This is a genomic window from Pseudoalteromonas sp. NZS71 (assembly GCF_015864715.1).
Taxonomy (GTDB): domain Bacteria; phylum Pseudomonadota; class Gammaproteobacteria; order Enterobacterales; family Alteromonadaceae; genus Pseudoalteromonas; species Pseudoalteromonas arctica.
Genome location: NZ_JADYWS010000005.1, coordinates 99,951 through 115,348 on the forward strand (window position 1 = coordinate 99,951; position 15,398 = coordinate 115,348).

A 15,398-nucleotide genomic window follows, 5' to 3' on the forward strand; every position below is an offset into this window, starting at 1 on the left:
TGCTTTCTTAACAACCTTACTCCGTAATTAATAATTTATTCACAAAGAGGTTATGAGGCGCTGCGCTTTTAGAGAAGGGAATGAACACAAAATGCAGTTTTGCTGGTATTATGCCTTTTCATCTACCCCCTCTTTCATTTCTCTTTGTGCAAATAGGCCTTTAATTTATTTAATTATTGATTAAGAATTACTGTTCTTCTAAATCAAACTCAGTTAAATGACCATCACCATGTATAAGTTGATAGCGGGCTAAATTTCCTTGCTCTAGTGTTATTAAACTAATAGCTGAGTCGCTTACTAAGTATTTTTGCCCTTCACCTATGGTTTGGTGCTTATCTACTTCCATGTGCCAGCGTTTGGTAAAAAAGTTTAAGGGACTTTTTGGGCCGTATAAAATTGAATCTAGTTTATCGAGTATGTTTATTAATTTACGCGGGAACTCGTTTTTAATACCACTGGCGGTAAGTTGCCAAATTCGATTGGGATGATCGCCAAAACGCTTTTGTACCGAAAAGCAAAATGAGTAATGTACGTCTCCCGATAAAATAAGCGTTTCGTTAGGTGTGTCGGTTCGTCTAAATGTATCAAGTAGCTTTTTGGCTGAGCCTTCGTGCGCCATCCAGTTTTCTACGTCAACCATGAGCGGTTGGCCACATATGTTAAACATGGCTTGAATGGCTTCTATTGATTTAACACCAAACACGGGAGCTGGCGATACAATAATAACTTGGTCGTGGCTTAATAGGCTTTCCTCAAGCTCAGTGAGACGTTCCCAATCAAGTAGACCTGACGGCTCATTAAAGTTTTGCTCATTTCGCCAGCGGTGCGTGCGCGTATCAAGCACCACTACTTTGGGTATTGTCGTTAACTCATAATGCCAAAAGCTAAAATCGTTTAATGGTTTATCAAATGCTTTAAACTGCCATAAATTATTAGCAGTACGGCTTTGCTTCAAAGGTGTTAGTAGCTCGCCTGTTTTATTTAGTGCATCGTTCCCCATTCCCTGAAAAAGCCAATAACTAATTAAACCGTTATTAATGATCCGTTTACTACTTGGATTTTCATTTATAGCTTGCTCCCACCCAGCGGTGAGGTTCCAATCATCGGTTACATCGTGATCGTCAAACATCATTAATGTAGATACATTGGCAAACAACCGCTCTACTTCACTTAAGCCTTTTGCATAGTCAATCAATGCTGTTTTTTCAGCGTTAAAAATAGTTTTGTTTTGCTCGCTTTGACCTAAATACGTTGTGTTTTGTATATCAACGCATTGCCAAGCAGCAGCACTAAAATTTAATAAATAAAGTGCAATGTATTCTTCAAAATGGACAAGGTGATTGTAGGCTTTTACACTTGAAAAGTGAGGTTCATCTTTTTTTAGCCAGTAGCCAACACCTAACTTTGAGCGTTTTTGCCAAGGCGTTTTTGGTAAAAATAAATGGCGATTATAAAGTTGCTCATTTATATCGTCGGGTAGCTCAATGGCAAGTGGTTGTTCTTTATAGATACCTAAGGCTTTAATTAACTGATGAATAGCTAATAACATGGGGCCTGCTACATCATCGGCATAAACCTGATCACCACTTAGTAATAATAACTGTGCGCCTTGATTATTATTAGCGCGCTGAGTATTTTGCCAGTGACTTGCAGACACTAAGCTGTCTTTTGCTGGATGATGTGCATTACGGCACGAGCCATGCAAAATATCACTCAGTTTATTAGGAATTACAAATGCAGGCGTTGTTTGATTGCTATAGCACCAAGGCGACAAATCGACTGCTATATCATCAATTACAAGTTCATAGCTTAATAAGCTATCGACAGGGAGTTTGTTATTTATTGGCTTTATAATGACGAAATGCAGGTATAAATGTTCGCCTAAAGAAACAGTGTGTTGATCGCTATAACACTCAAAATTTAATAAATTTATTTGGCAATTTGCAGGTCTGGAGGTAGCAAACTGAATACAGACTCCAGTTTGCTCTGCACGGCGCACCATTGGCCCCATTAGTAAAATAGGAAGGTTTGCCGTGTGAGTAATCATGTATTTAGCCTTTAGCTGCTAATTTAAATAAAGAATAAAAGTTCTCGGTAGTCGCTTTAGCTAGTTCATTAAAGCTAATGCCTTTAAGTTCGCTAATGTAGTAAGCAACATCTTCTACGTACGCTGGCTGATTAGTTTGCCCACGGTACGGTACCGGTGCTAAATAAGGCGAGTCAGTTTCTATTAGCAATCTATCTAGCGGTATTTGTTTTACTACTTCTTTTAGCTCAATAGCATTTTTAAAGGTAACAATGCCCGAAATAGAAATATAAAAGCCCATGTCTATAGCTTTTTTAGCCATATCCCAGTCTTCAGTAAAGCAATGTAGTACACCACCGCAGTTTTCGGCCTTGTGCTCACGCATTAAATTAATGGTGTCGGCACGGGCATCACGAGTATGAATAATTAACGGTTTTTGTAATTCGTTAGCCACTTCAATATGTCCAACAAAACTGGCTTGCTGCACTGCATGAGTATCTTTTGAATAGTAGTAATCAAGGCCCGTTTCGCCAATAGCAACGACTTTTTCGTGTGAGGCTAAGTCGATTAGTTGCTGTTTATTAAGGGCGTCTTTTTGATCAAGTGGATGTACACCACATGAGGCTGATACATCGTCATAATGCTTAATTTTATCAAGCATGCTTGGAAACTGATCAAGCGTTACGCTTACACATAAAAAGTGCTCTATTTGCTTTGCACGCGCTTTATCAAGAACTTGGTCAAGGTTTAAGTCTAATTTATCAAAATCAAGACGATCTAAATGGCAATGAGAATCTACAATCACTATAAGGCCTGTATTATGTTCAGGGTTTAAATTTGTTCGTTTAATTTATTATGTTGGCAATTAAAAGAACCCAATATAGGCCGGCGTTAATCTTAATGAAAAACCGACCCTATAACTACATGGTATATGTTTGATCGCCTGAGTTTAACATAGTCCCAAGTAGCTTTTCGATTTTAGCGTTTAGGTTTGTTTTATCGTCTAAAAAGCTAATACCAATACCTGGAGGGTTAGAGCTTTGTGCCCCTTGTGGCGTGATCCACGACACTTTACCTGTTACTACATCATCTTCTAAGGCATCGGGCAAGGTAACTCTAAGCGCTAATGAATGCCCTGCTTCGTAACGCATATTAGTACGTACAAATAAGCCACCTTTTTTTAAGTAAGGCATATAACAACGGTATAACTCGTCTAAATCGTCTATGTCTACTAGTAGTTCTTGCATGATTAATCCTTTTAAGAATTTCGCAATGTGTATGCTAATCGTGATACAGCAAGCGGTAAATTAAGGCCAAGTACTTGTGTGTTATTTTGTAAAAACTCGCCTAATGCATTTTGCGCACTTTGATAAGCGTCAAAACTCATACCTTGCAGCAATTGTTGCTTTAGTTGCACGCTTAAAAATAAAGTAAATATGCGAACAAGTTCAGGCTGTTTATTTATTATATCGACTAACGCTTTGAAATTATGGCTTTGTTTAAACTCAGTTGCAAACTTATACAGTGTATCAATATTTTTTAGCTGGTCTTGCTGTTGCCAATGCTTTACTTGCAGCGGTTGGTTATAAAAAAGTGCTAACCAACTATAGTTAGGTATATCTAGTGTCTCTAGCCATTGCTGAGCAAGTGCTGTATTTGTTATTTTTACGTCACTTTTAGCGCATCGACTTAAAATAGTTGCAGGGAGCTGTGATGGTTGACTTGTAGTTAATATTAAAAAGCGGCTATTAGTTGGCTCTTCAAGTGTTTTTAATAATGCGTTAGCTGCTGCTGTGGTCATTTTTTCGCAATTTTCGATTATCGCGACTTTATTGCCATTTTGCGCTGCTGAGTGGTTCATAAAATCACTAATACCGCGTATATCATCTACGCCTATGCTTTGCCCATCAACTTGCGTTAAGCGCTTGTCGGGATGAGTACCCGCAAGAGTAAGTAAGCAGCTTTTACACTGTCCGCAAGGTTTTAGCATACTGTTTTGCGCAGCTACCTGCTTTGCTATATTTTGGCATAACAAAGCATTCCCAAGCTCATCACTTAACTCAAACTTACCTACGCCAACAGGCCCACAAAATAATTGCGCATGATGAAAACGCTCTGCACGATAACTTTGCGCTAAACGTGCTTGGGTATCATGTAGCCACGGCAATGGCATATTATTTTAGGCCTTCAAAAAATGAATGCAGTACATTGGTTATATCGCGATGTACTTTATCAATACTTTGGTTTGCATCAACCGTTTTAATTGTGTTGTCGTCATTAGCAAGTTCAACATAACGCATACGTGTACGCTGAAAAAACTCAATGGCTTCTTGTTCAATACGGTCAAGCTCACCACGTCCTTTTGCACGTTCAAGGCCTATCACTGGATCAATATCAAGGTAAATAGTTAAATCAGGCTTTAAGCCCTTTAATACCATTGACGAAAGTGAAGCTAATGTATTTGAGCTAATACCACGCCCACCACCTTGATACGCCTGAGACGATAAATCATGACGATCGGCAAGTACCCATTGGCCTTTATCAAGCGCTGGTGTAATAACATTGTGCATTAATTGCGAACGTGCTGCGTACATAATAAGCAACTCGGTTTCAAAGGCAATTTCTTCTTCGTGCTCTGCTTTTACAAGCGTACGAAGCGATTCAGCAAGCGGTGTGCCGCCAGGTTCGCGGACGTTAATGAAGTCTATTTTTTGTTTGTTTAAAAAGTCTTGGCATAACGAAATAGCGGTTGATTTACCCGCGCCTTCCAGCCCTTCTATTACTATAAATTTTGATTTCATAAAAATTAATTCTTTTTATTTAATATATACGTTTTAACTGCCGCGTTATGCTGCTTTAACGTGGTTGAAAACTGGTGGCTACCATCGCCTTTTGATACAAAGTAAACGTATTCACTTTGTGGCGGATTAACTGCAGCTAAAATAGCGGCTTTTGATGGCATTGCAATCGGTGTTGGTGGTAAACCATTAATACGATACGTATTGTAAGGCGTATAATCGCGTAAATCTTTGCGTTTAATATCCCCATCAAAATCAGCGCCTAATCCGTATATTACGGTTGGATCGGTCTGTAGGCGCATATTGGTGTTTAATCGATTAACAAACGCTGATGCAATTAACGGACGCTCGCTGGCAAGGCCTGTTTCTTTTTCAATAATTGAAGCCATTATAAGTGCTTCGTATGCTGTTTTGTAGGGTAGATTAACAGCGCGCTGCTGCCAAGCATCGTCTAACGTTTGCTGCATTTTTTGTGCTGCACGTTTTAATACACTGCTTGCAGTATCGTTATTATGATAATGGTAAGTGTCTGGAAATAACCAGCCCTCTAAGTGTGTATTCTTGCCCAGTATTTGTGTACTTAGCTCATCACTTTTTAAATCGTTTTGTAAATTATCGGCTTTTTTAATAGCACTTAGTACTTCACGTAAGTTTTGCCCTTCAATTATGGTAAAACTAAAGTTGATTTGCTGGCCTTGATTAATTTTTTTTACGTTGTTGATAACGCTATCGGCTGTTAGCTCGTAAAGGCCCGCTTTTAAGTCGGTAAGTGTGGGATCTAATTTGGCAATTACTTGATAACGCCAGCAGCCTTCCACCCAGTTATTAGCTTGCCACTGTTGACATAACTTATTAAAGCCAGTGCCATGCTTAACTTCAAATTGTGTGTTTTGCGCTACTTTTAGCGGGCTATTTATTGTTGCTTGTAATTGCTGGTAACCAATAGCAGTGGTTATAACAGCTAAAAAAAGTACCGATAAAATAACTTTTAACACTCAGCCTCCTTGGCTAATAATTTAGTTAGTAATGCGTGGCTGTCGTCTGTATTAAATACCTGTTGCTCAATACTTTTAACAGGTACTGCTCCCATTAAGCTATTACACACAAATACGGCGTCTGCTTGGGTTAAATCTTCTACTTTCACGCGTTTAAATTCAACAGGCAATTTATCACATAACGATTGTAGATAAACGCCCTTTATTCCGCACTCATCAAGCAATGGCGTAAACACACACTTATTTTTAATCGCAAAAATATTAGCTGCAGAAGCTTCAATTACATTGTTATTGTAATCAAGCACTAACACATCGTCGCAGTTTTGCGTTTGCATCGCTTTTTTAATTAGCACTTGTTCAAGTCGGTTTAATGTTTTAAGGCCCGCTAAATAAGGCTGTGCTGCTAATTTAATCGGGCTTATTTCGAGGTTTACACCCTTTTTAGTAAGCGCTTCGTAATTACTAGGGTAGTCCAACACACTCAATAAAATAGTGACATTACACTCACTTGGCAGACCATAACCACGTCCGCCTTCGCCTCGCGTTACAAGTATTTTAAGCACGTTTAGTGGTGCAGCGTTTATATGCAAAGCAATTTGATTTTCAAGGCTATTAAAGTCTAACTCAGGAAAACCCAAACGCTGTGCGCATTCAATCAAACGCGCTTTATGATGAGCCCAATACTGTACTTGCCCATCAACAACCTTAGCGGTTGTAAAAAAGCCATCACCGTAATTTAAGCCCCTATCACGCGTGCTTAAAGTGCTGTTTTGATCTGCTGCTATTATTGTTTGCATTTTGTTTGGCATATAAAAAAAGCCCAGTTAAACAACTGAGCTCTTATAATTTGATTCGTTGTTAAAAAAGATTATACCTTTTTAAATAGCAACGAGCCATTAGTACCACCAAAACCGAACGAGTTACACAGTGCAAAGTCTAACTTTGCATCACGTGCAGTGTGAGCAATATAATCTAAGTCACACCCTTCGTCTGGGTTATCAAGGTTGATAGTTGGCGACACTTTTTGATCTGTCAGCGATAAAATCGAAATAATCGATTCAACCGAACCGGCAGCACCTAACAAGTGACCCATCATCGATTTAGACGAGCCTACCATTACATCTTTAGCTGCATTACCAAAAATAGACTTAACAGCGGCAGTTTCTGCTTTGTCGCCTGCATTTGTAGATGTACCGTGTGCGTTAATGTAACCAATTTGCTCAGCGTTTACTTGCGCATCGTTTAGTGCGTTTTGCATTGCAAGTGCAGCACCCGCACCATCTTCTGGTGGTGAAGTCATGTGGTACGCATCGCCACTCATACCAAAGCCTACAAGCTCAGCATAAATTTTAGCGCCACGTGCTTTAGCATGTTCGTACTCTTCAACTACAACAACACCAGCGCCGTCAGAAAGCACAAAGCCATCGCGGTCTTTATCCCAAGGGCGAGAAGCCGCTTGTGGATCGTCATTGCGGGTTGAAAGTGCACGCGCAGCATTAAAGCCACCCATACCAATTGGGGTACACGCTTTTTCTGCACCGCCAGCAACCATTGCATCTGCATCACCGTAGGCAATCATGCGCGCTGCATGGCCAATATTATGCAAACCAGTAGTACAGGCAGTTACAATTGAAATATTTGGACCACGAAGTCCATGCATCATTGATAAATGACCTGAGATCATATTAATAATGGTAGACGGCACATAAAATGGCGATAACTTGCGCGGACCACTATTTAATAGCTTAATGTGGTTTTCTTCAATTAACGTAAGCCCACCAATACCTGAACCTACAGCTACACCAATGCGTGCTGCGTTTTGCTCAGTGATTTCAAGGCCTGAATCTTTAAAGGCTTGAACACCCGCTGCAATGCCGTACTGAATAAACAAGTCCATTTTTTTAGTATCTTTCGCTGGCATGTATGCAGTTGCATCAAAATCATTTATTAAACCAGCGAATTTAGTACCAAATTTTGATGTATCAAAGTGCGTTATTGTTTGAATGCCACTTTTACCATCTAATAAGCCTTGCCAGGTTGATTGAACATCATTACCTAGCGGCGTCAACATTCCTAAGCCAGTTACGACGACTCGACGTTTAGCCACGGTTTGCCTCCAATAAGGGATATTTTACAAGGGGGTGATCATACCCAAGCTACCTCAAAGTGCTAGTCCCAAAATAGATTAAAAACGCATAACACTATCAAAATTAATTTTTAGCTAAAATTGAGCATAGAGATTTAAGTTTTGAATCACGAACTTTGAGGTGGTTTGGATATAAAAAATTAAAGGCAGCGGATGCTGCCTTTAACGTGCGATTAATTACTCAGCGTGTGCTGTAACGTAATCGATAGCAGTTTGTACTGTAGTGATCTTCTCAGCTTCTTCATCTGGGATCTCAGTATCAAACTCTTCTTCAAGAGCCATTACTAGTTCAACAGTATCAAGAGAATCTGCACCTAGGTCATCTACGAAAGAAGATTCATTTTTAACTTCTTCTTCTTTAACACCTAGTTGTTCAATGATAATTTTCTTTACGCGTTCTTGGATATCGCTCATTCTTCTTTCCTTTATTAAAAACGCCAATGCGTTATTTTCAGATTGCGGCGTAGTTTACGCCGCATAATTCTCTGATTCAATGATTTGACCATAAATAATTGTCTGGTCAAACCTCTGAGTGTGTGTTTTGTCTTTTATCGCTTATTTTCGCAGCGATTTCAAGTATGTTTAAAGCAAGTTCACAAATAATTCAATGTTTTTGAGGTAACTTACTTAACTTTATCAAGTAGCAATCTAGGTACAATGGTGATTAAACCATGTACATCGCGCCATTTACATGCAAAGTTTCGCCTGATACATACGCAGCCGCGTCAGATGCTAAATAACATACTGCAGCAGCAATTTCGTCTGGTTGGCCTAAACGCCCTGCTGGAACATTTGCAAGTGTTGCTGCTTTTTGCTCATCAGTTAAATTATCAGTCATGTCTGTTTGAATAAAACCAGGTGCGATTACGTTAACTGTAATACCACGTGATGCAACTTCGCGCGCAAGTGACTTAGAAAAACCAATTACACCCGCTTTAGCCGCTGCATAATTAGCTTGACCTGCATTACCCATAGTACCCACTACTGAGCCAATGTTAATAATACGGCCTTTCTTTTTCTTCATCATTGGACGAAGTACCGCTTTAGATAAACGGAAAACTGAGCTTAAATTAGTGTCAATAATATCGTCCCACTCAGTTTCTTTCATACGCATTAATAAGTTATCGCGTGTAATACCTGCGTTATTTACAAGTACGTCAATATCGCCTAAATCAGCTTTTATTGCAGCAAGTGTTGCTTCAATAGATGCAGGATCGGTTACGTTTAATGCATAACCTTTACCGTTTTCACCTAGGTACTCACTAATTTTAGCAGCGCCCGACTCACTTGTTGCAGTACCTGCAACTTTAGCGCCTTGTGCAACTAATGTGTTTGCAATTGCTTTACCAATACCACGGCTGGCGCCAGTAATTAGGACAACTTTGCCCTCTAATGAAAATAAATTAGACATTTTATATACTCTTATTTAGCTGCATCAATTGAAGCGGCGTCGTTTACTGAGCCACAGATCATTGCTTTATCAATTCGTTTAGCAAGTCCTGTTAATACTTTACCAGGACCAAATTCGTAGCTTTGTGTTACATCTTGCGCAACCAAGGCTTGTACTGTTTCTGTCCAGCGAACTGGGCTATAAAGCTGACGTACTAGTGCGTCTTTAATTGCATCAGCTGACGTTTCAGCTTTTACATCAACATTATTAATTACATCACACTTAGGTGTATTAAATGTTAAAGCGGCTAAGTCTGCTGCTAGCTTGTCAGCTGCTGGCTTCATTAACTCACAATGTGAAGGTACGCTAACAGAAAGTGGTAATGCACGTTTAGCACCGGCATCTTTACATGCTTGCGATGCTCTATCTACTGCCGCTTTATGGCCTGCGATAACAACTTGACCAGGAGAGTTGTAGTTAACTGGAGATACAACCTCACCTTGCGCTGAGGCAGCACAAGCCGCTTTAATTTCTTCATCGCCTAAGCCAATAATAGCAGCCATTGAACCTACGCCTGCTGGCACGGCTTCTTGCATGTATAAACCACGGTTTTCAACAAGCTTTACGGCTTCGCTCAAGCTTAATACGTCGCTACATACTAACGCTGAGTATTCACCTAAGCTGTGACCCGCCATAACAACGTCTGCATCAGGGTTAGCTGCTAACCAATCACGGTAAATAGCAACACTTGCAGTTAGTAATGCAGGTTGTGTGCGGTGGGTTTGATTTAATTTTTCTTCTGGGCCATTAAGAACTAGCTCTGCTAAGTCGTAACCCAGTGCATTTGACGCTTCTGCAAATGTTGCTTTAACAATGTCAGAACTCTCTAGTAGTTCTTGTAACATACCAACGCTTTGCGAGCCTTGACCTGGGAATAGAAGTGCAATTTTTTGTGCCATACTTTGCTCTTTTTAATTAAACAAATAAATAATGAAATACACGGCACATCAATTATTGATTAACCGCCGTGTCTTTAGAATGTGTTTTTTCGAAAATAGCGGCTATTTTATCAGGAAGTTGACGTTCAACCTCTTTTACCGCTTCATCAATTGCTGCTTGAAATGCTTTAGCTGACGCATTTCCATGACTTTTAACGACAATACCGCGCAATCCTACCAGAGAAGCACCGTTATACTGGTCGGGGTTCACCCTTTTATAGAGTTTTTTTATTATTGGGCGCAATATAAACGCCATACATTTATATAAAAGGTGCTTTTCGAGTGCGGTTGTAAACTTATTCATAATAAGCTTGGCAATGCCTTCGCATGTTTTAAGTGCTACGTTACCCACAAATCCTTCGCATACTATGACATCAGCCTTACCCGAAAAAATATCACTTCCTTCGCTGTAACCAATATAATTTATGTGTGGGCTTTGCTGCATTAATTGTGCAGCTTGTTTAATGTCGTCGTGGCCTTTAATGTCCTCAGCGCCAATATTTAATAAACTAACGCGAGGATTATCCAAACCAAGTGCTTGTCCTGCAACAATAGAGCCCATAATGCCAAACTGATAGAGCATTTGCGCATCACAATGCACATTAGCACCTAAGTCGAGTAAATATACTGGGTTTTTAAGCTCTGTAGGAACAGATGAAATGAGTGCGGCACGTTTAACACCTGGCAGCATTTTTAATACATAGTGAGCCATAAAAAATAGAGCGCCGGTATTACCTGAGCTAACACATGCTTGAGCCTCGCCCGATTTAACTAAATCTAGGGCAACACGCATAGATGAGTCTTTTTTTGAACGCACAGCAATTGCAGGTTCACAGGCATTGGTGACTATTTCACTACAGTGACGAATTATGAGTCTAGGATGAGGTAGAGAATCGAGGGATTCGAGTTCTTTAGATATAACATGTTCATTGCCACATAAAATGAGAGTTAAATTGGCATGAGCATTTACTGCACAAACGGCAGCAGGAATAGATGAACGGGGGCCGTAATCGCCCCCCATCATATCTAACGCTATGGTTAGATCTTTCAGCATATAAGTAATCTCTTATTTAGAAATTACTTGAACGCCTTTGTAGTAACCATCTGCAGTCACATGGTGACGACGATGAGTCTCACCAGATGTTTGATCTACAGTTAAAGTTGGACCACTGATCGCATCGTGTGAACGGCGCATGCCGCGTCTTGCACGAGACTTTTTGCTTTTTTGTACAGCCATAGTCTTCTCCTAAGAATCTTTCTTAAGTTGTTTCAAAATATCAAATGGATTAGGTTTATCATCTTCCGCCTTTAATACACCAAAGCTGGCAGGCTTTGCTGAATAACTGCATGAAGCCTCGTTGTGGGTAGCCACTAATGGAATTGCTAAAATTAGTTCGTCTTCAATTAAATTAAAAACGTTAACTTCACCATTTTCATCAAGCGCTACTTCATCGTAGTCTTCTGGAAAAATATCTAACTCTGTATCTTCACCTACTGGTGAATATGCAAAGTCTTGAACCAAATCCAACCCTAAATCACCATTACAACGTTGACAAATGACAGTAACGTGTGTGGACAAATTGCCTCTAATCACAGCGAAACCTTGATCATCGTTTTTGCAATGTATTTTTACCGCTATTTCACCTACTTCTTCCTGCACAACTTTCTCTAAACGAGTAAGTTTTTCAAGCGGTACAATTCCGTCATACTTTAAACGGTGCTGCGCTGCTTTGCCTGGATGAAGAGTGATGGGAATTTTCACCTTTTGCATAGGGGCTGCATCATATAGATAGTTAGTTTGTTAGTCAAAGTAAAAAACCATTTTTACTTGGTTTTTAACGTGTTTTACTCTCGGATCTGATTTATCCTAACTCAATCTGAATTATCGTAGGAAAACAGTCCGTGAAGCATCCACTCATTTTAGCGTCAAGCTCGCCTTTTAGGCAGTCTTTATTACAAAAATTTAATTTACCATTTGATACGTTTTCACCAGATGTTGACGAATCAGCACTTGAATGCGAAACACCTACCGAACTGGTTAAGCGCTTAAGTGAATTAAAAGCCTCAGCGGCTAATAAACACTTTAACAAAGGGTTAGCTATTGGATCAGACCAAGTCGCTGTGTTTAATAATCAAATTTTAGGTAAACCACATAATAAACAAAATGCCGTAAAACAACTAAATTTATTTAGCGGTAATACTGTAACATTTTTAACAGGGCTTTGTGTTTACGATATCGTAACTGGCACTAAAAAAACCTGCGTAGAACCTTTTAATGTGTCGTTTAAAACACTCAGTGATGCACAAATTAGCGCTTATTGCGATGCTGAGCAGCCTTATAACTGTGCTGGCAGCTTTAAAAGTGAAGGGTTGGGTATATGTTTATTTGAAAAACTAAGCGGCGACGATCCTAATAGCTTAATTGGATTACCATTAATTAAACTCAGCCAGCTACTGGCTGAGTTTGGTATTGATGTACTTACTGCTCAGGCTAAATAAATTAACCAAGCAAAACCTGTTGCAATTGCAGATAATTATCTACCGTTGCAACAGGGCTAAGCTTGTTTAGCTGCTGTGCGTTATGTACACCCATTGTTACGCCAATTCTATCCATGCCTGCAGCTTTTGCCATTGTCATGTCTATTTGAGTGTCACCAATCATTACAGCGTCTTGAGCGCTTATGCCAAGTTCTTCAAGTAATTGATACAACATATCTGGAGACGGTTTGGACAGTGCGTCGTCGCTAGGGCCTGTTTATCTTTCGAGGTTAAATTTGCAGCAGACTGTTTGGTATTTAGGCAAGGCAGAGCCTATGTAGTGTGGTTATTCCCCATAAATAGGCGATAACGCAGCATAAATGCCAAACATGCGCTGCCCGAAGGGTTCTGCCTAGGGGCGATTTACTCTTTGTTGCTCGGTTTTTACTTAGCCCACTAGGTTACAAACCTCACGCCGCGATTAAATCGCCCCTAGATTGAGCAAATTTTAATCCTGAAAGGTCAACAGGCCCTAATACGTGTTGCACTAAAAAAATGTCTAAGTTGGCTTTGATCAAGCAAACGCTCTAACCCACCCCTACCTTTACCTGTTGCAACCGCTAAAACAATGCCCTGCTCTTTTAAGGCATTTAAAACGCTGACAACATTAGCAAATACAGGCGTGGGAGTAGTATCCACACTGTATTGATATTTATAACCTGAAATTAACGCTTGGTGCTGCGCTACATTATCAGGAAATAAAACGTCAATTGCTTTTTCAAGCGACATACCAATAATGTTTTTAATGGCTTCGTCACTAGGTGGCACTAAATTAAGTGACTCGGCGCTACTACGAATACAGTTAACTATTTTAGTGACTGAATCCATAACAGTGCCATCCCAATCAAAAATGACGAGCTTATATTTTTTAATTGGAGTCACTGCAATCACAGTTTTGCATCTCGTAATTTTAGTAATGTATTTTTAAGCGTTTTATCCAGCGGTGCTTCAATACGCATGGTTGTTTCGTTTTTAGGGTGATAAAAACTTAAATCATGTGCGTGTAAAAACAATCGGTTTAACCCAACTTTACGCATAGAATCGTCAAAACCCTGATCGCCATATTTATCGTCGCACGCTATTGGGTGACCTTTACATTGCGTATGCACACGAATTTGGTGCGTACGCCCTGTAACAGGCGATGCTTGTACAAGTGAGCAATCGTTAAAACGTTCAAGTACTTTAAAACGAGTATGTGAAGGTTTTCCCTCAGCGTTATCTACGCGTACTACGCGCTCGCCCGATTTAAGTGTATTTTTACGCAGCCCTTCAGTAACGTTTTTAGTTTTAGAGTCCCACTGCCCTTCTACAAGTGCCCAGTAATTTTTTTCCATTGTTTTTTCACGAAGTTGTTCATGCAACGCTGTTAACACCGAACGACGCTTCGCTATAAGTAAACAACCCGATGTATCACGGTCAAGCCTATGAACTAGCTCAAGGCTACGTTCCTCTGGGCGAAGTGCTCGCAAAGCTTCAATTAAGCCATAACTTAAACCACTGCCGCCATGAACAGCCATACCTGATGGTTTATTTATTACGATAAGGTATTTATCTTCAAATAAAATATCGTTTTCAAGGCGAGTTACTTTGTCTAATTTTGATGGAACAAATTCTTCACGCTCAGCAACTCTGATAGGTGCAATACGAAGTACATCTTCAAGCTGTAGTTTATATACAGGCTTAATACGCTTTTTATTAACGCGTACCTCACCTTTGCGCAAAAGTTTATAAATAGCGCTTTTAGGCACCCCTTTTAAATGGGTAATAAGAAAGTTATCAATACGCTGACCTAAATGGTCTTCGTTGATCGTGACATAAGTTACTTGTAAGTCGTTTTTTTCTGACATTGCCTAATCACTAATTTAAGTAAAATAATTTAGTTGCTAACACTGTAATAATAGTGGGATAATCAGCAGCGCAAATATTTAGTATTTGCAAATAACAACGGTGCTTTTTAACACATTAAAACATTCGTGATGCACATTCTGGGTAGCCGATCATACAGATCCGAGTTAAGTTTTCCAAAGCTTTTATGCCTCCTCAGTTAACACGTGCGATCAATTAACGGCAATGCGCGTAATATATTGCTGGTTAAGTTTGAACATGAAGCGATTTTTAACGTGCTAGAGAAAGCAATGAACAGATAATTTGTCTGATAGTGACGACGTAAAAAACGTCGTTCAGCACTAGCTCAATTATTGTAGTACCGTATAGCAGCTTATTTAGAACTAAAAAAATCTAATAAATAAGCGTTCATTAACATCGGCAGCGATTTTTGCTCTTAAAACGGATATTAGCGATACATCAGTATGTATTGCTCACCAACTTAATGAGCCCTACGCGCCTAATATGAATGATATTTAGTAAGATTAATATGACAGGCCGACTTCTGGGTAAAACTTGTAAACGTAGCTGAAAAGCCGACAGTTTTAGCACCATTAAGAATTTAATAGCGATAATAATTGCTATTGTTTGCCAGCATTTAAAATACTGCATACGAGAAACAG

General features: G+C 39.6%; 16 protein-coding genes and 2 pseudogenes. 1 reads left to right on the top strand and 17 read right to left on the bottom strand.

Annotated elements, in window-relative coordinates:
* Positions 1–187: 187 nt before the first annotated feature.
* The 14 genes from I6E85_RS04815 to yceD all read right to left on the bottom strand — a co-directional run bounded on the left by I6E85_RS04815 (position 188) and on the right by yceD (position 12,124).
* A complete protein-coding gene (locus I6E85_RS04815) occupies positions 188–2,047 on the bottom strand; it encodes an alkaline phosphatase D family protein (protein WP_197236666.1) in 1,860 nt (619 codons plus the stop codon).
* A 4-nt stretch (positions 2,048–2,051) separates the two neighbouring features.
* Positions 2,052–2,831 (bottom strand): TatD family hydrolase, encoded by a 780-nt coding sequence (locus tag I6E85_RS04820; RefSeq protein ID WP_007585741.1) that lies wholly within the window; start codon positions 2,829–2,831, stop codon positions 2,052–2,054.
* 115 nt (positions 2,832–2,946) lie between these two features.
* Positions 2,947–3,273: a PilZ domain-containing protein gene (locus I6E85_RS04825; protein WP_002962367.1), complete on the bottom strand. Its 327-nt coding sequence runs from the start codon at positions 3,271–3,273 to the stop codon at positions 2,947–2,949.
* Between the two features lie 11 nt (positions 3,274–3,284).
* Positions 3,285–4,199 (bottom strand): DNA polymerase III subunit delta', encoded by a 915-nt coding sequence (locus I6E85_RS04830; protein ID WP_197236667.1) that lies wholly within the window; start codon positions 4,197–4,199, stop codon positions 3,285–3,287.
* 1 nt (position 4,200) lies between these two features.
* Positions 4,201–4,827 (bottom strand): dTMP kinase, encoded by a 627-nt coding sequence (gene tmk / locus I6E85_RS04835; RefSeq protein WP_007585737.1) that lies wholly within the window; start codon positions 4,825–4,827, stop codon positions 4,201–4,203.
* Between the two features lie 5 nt (positions 4,828–4,832).
* Positions 4,833–5,819 (bottom strand): endolytic transglycosylase MltG, encoded by a 987-nt coding sequence (mltG, locus tag I6E85_RS04840; protein WP_197236668.1) that lies wholly within the window; start codon positions 5,817–5,819, stop codon positions 4,833–4,835.
* Positions 5,813–6,628, bottom strand: a complete 816-nt coding sequence (gene pabC, locus I6E85_RS04845) for an aminodeoxychorismate lyase (protein WP_197236669.1) — start codon at positions 6,626–6,628, stop codon at positions 5,813–5,815. The genes mltG and pabC overlap by 7 nt, the downstream gene beginning before the upstream one ends.
* A 59-nt stretch (positions 6,629–6,687) precedes the next feature.
* The gene (fabF, locus tag I6E85_RS04850; protein WP_197110765.1) at positions 6,688–7,926 is read right to left on the bottom strand and encodes a beta-ketoacyl-ACP synthase II; all 1,239 of its coding nucleotides are present in this window, start codon (positions 7,924–7,926) and stop codon (positions 6,688–6,690) included.
* Positions 7,927–8,142: 216 nt separating this feature from the next.
* Positions 8,143–8,379, bottom strand: coding sequence for an acyl carrier protein (gene acpP / locus I6E85_RS04855; protein WP_002962377.1), 237 nt, complete (start codon positions 8,377–8,379; stop codon positions 8,143–8,145).
* 250 nt (positions 8,380–8,629) lie between these two features.
* Positions 8,630–9,376, bottom strand: coding sequence for a 3-oxoacyl-ACP reductase FabG (fabG, locus tag I6E85_RS04860; RefSeq protein ID WP_165740127.1), 747 nt, complete (start codon positions 9,374–9,376; stop codon positions 8,630–8,632).
* 11 nt (positions 9,377–9,387) lie between these two features.
* The gene (gene fabD, locus I6E85_RS04865) at positions 9,388–10,314 is read right to left on the bottom strand and encodes an ACP S-malonyltransferase (protein ID WP_007585729.1); all 927 of its coding nucleotides are present in this window, start codon (positions 10,312–10,314) and stop codon (positions 9,388–9,390) included.
* Positions 10,315–10,366: 52 nt separating this feature from the next.
* Positions 10,367–11,407, bottom strand: coding sequence for a phosphate acyltransferase PlsX (plsX, locus tag I6E85_RS04870; protein WP_007585728.1), 1,041 nt, complete (start codon positions 11,405–11,407; stop codon positions 10,367–10,369).
* 12 nt (positions 11,408–11,419) lie between these two features.
* Positions 11,420–11,590 carry a 50S ribosomal protein L32 gene (rpmF, locus tag I6E85_RS04875; RefSeq protein WP_002962381.1) on the bottom strand — a complete coding sequence of 57 codons (171 nt, stop codon included), beginning with the start codon at positions 11,588–11,590 and terminating at the stop codon, positions 11,420–11,422.
* 9 nt (positions 11,591–11,599) lie between these two features.
* Positions 11,600–12,124 (bottom strand): 23S rRNA accumulation protein YceD, encoded by a 525-nt coding sequence (gene yceD, locus I6E85_RS04880; RefSeq protein ID WP_007585727.1) that lies wholly within the window; start codon positions 12,122–12,124, stop codon positions 11,600–11,602.
* Positions 12,125–12,255: 131 nt separating this feature from the next.
* On the opposite strand from yceD, the gene I6E85_RS04885 reads away from it, so the two are divergent.
* Positions 12,256–12,852: a nucleoside triphosphate pyrophosphatase gene (locus I6E85_RS04885; RefSeq protein ID WP_024590365.1), complete on the top strand. Its 597-nt coding sequence runs from the start codon at positions 12,256–12,258 to the stop codon at positions 12,850–12,852.
* A gap of 1 nt (position 12,853) precedes the next feature.
* On the opposite strand, the pseudogene I6E85_RS04890 reads toward I6E85_RS04885, so the two are convergent.
* From I6E85_RS04890 to rluC, 3 genes and pseudogenes are all read right to left on the bottom strand, one after another.
* A pseudogene (locus I6E85_RS04890) lies at positions 12,854–13,099 on the bottom strand (HAD family hydrolase); the annotation flags it as partial.
* 269 nt (positions 13,100–13,368) lie between these two features.
* Positions 13,369–13,782: pseudogene (locus tag I6E85_RS04895) on the bottom strand (HAD hydrolase-like protein); the annotation flags it as partial.
* A complete protein-coding gene (gene rluC, locus I6E85_RS04900; RefSeq protein WP_024590364.1) occupies positions 13,779–14,738 on the bottom strand; it encodes a 23S rRNA pseudouridine(955/2504/2580) synthase RluC in 960 nt (319 codons plus the stop codon). The gene rluC and the pseudogene I6E85_RS04895, both read right to left, overlap by 4 nt.
* Positions 14,739–15,398 lie beyond the last annotated feature (660 nt).

Coding starts and splice junctions, on each gene's coding strand:
- acpP (WP_002962377.1), bottom strand. CDS start 8,379: ATGAGCGATATCCAAGAACGCGTAAAGAAAATTATCATTGAACAACTA.
- rluC (WP_024590364.1), bottom strand. CDS start 14,738: ATGTCAGAAAAAAACGACTTACAAGTAACTTATGTCACGATCAACGAA.
- tmk (WP_007585737.1), bottom strand. CDS start 4,827: ATGAAATCAAAATTTATAGTAATAGAAGGGCTGGAAGGCGCGGGTAAA.
- I6E85_RS04825 (WP_002962367.1), bottom strand. CDS start 3,273: ATGCAAGAACTACTAGTAGACATAGACGATTTAGACGAGTTATACCGT.
- pabC (WP_197236669.1), bottom strand. CDS start 6,628: ATGCCAAACAAAATGCAAACAATAATAGCAGCAGATCAAAACAGCACT.
- I6E85_RS04830 (WP_197236667.1), bottom strand. CDS start 4,199: ATGCCATTGCCGTGGCTACATGATACCCAAGCACGTTTAGCGCAAAGT.
- plsX (WP_007585728.1), bottom strand. CDS start 11,407: ATGCTGAAAGATCTAACCATAGCGTTAGATATGATGGGGGGCGATTAC.
- fabD (WP_007585729.1), bottom strand. CDS start 10,314: ATGGCACAAAAAATTGCACTTCTATTCCCAGGTCAAGGCTCGCAAAGC.
- rpmF (WP_002962381.1), bottom strand. CDS start 11,590: ATGGCTGTACAAAAAAGCAAAAAGTCTCGTGCAAGACGCGGCATGCGC.
- fabG (WP_165740127.1), bottom strand. CDS start 9,376: ATGTCTAATTTATTTTCATTAGAGGGCAAAGTTGTCCTAATTACTGGC.
- yceD (WP_007585727.1), bottom strand. CDS start 12,124: ATGCAAAAGGTGAAAATTCCCATCACTCTTCATCCAGGCAAAGCAGCG.
- I6E85_RS04815 (WP_197236666.1), bottom strand. CDS start 2,047: ATGATTACTCACACGGCAAACCTTCCTATTTTACTAATGGGGCCAATG.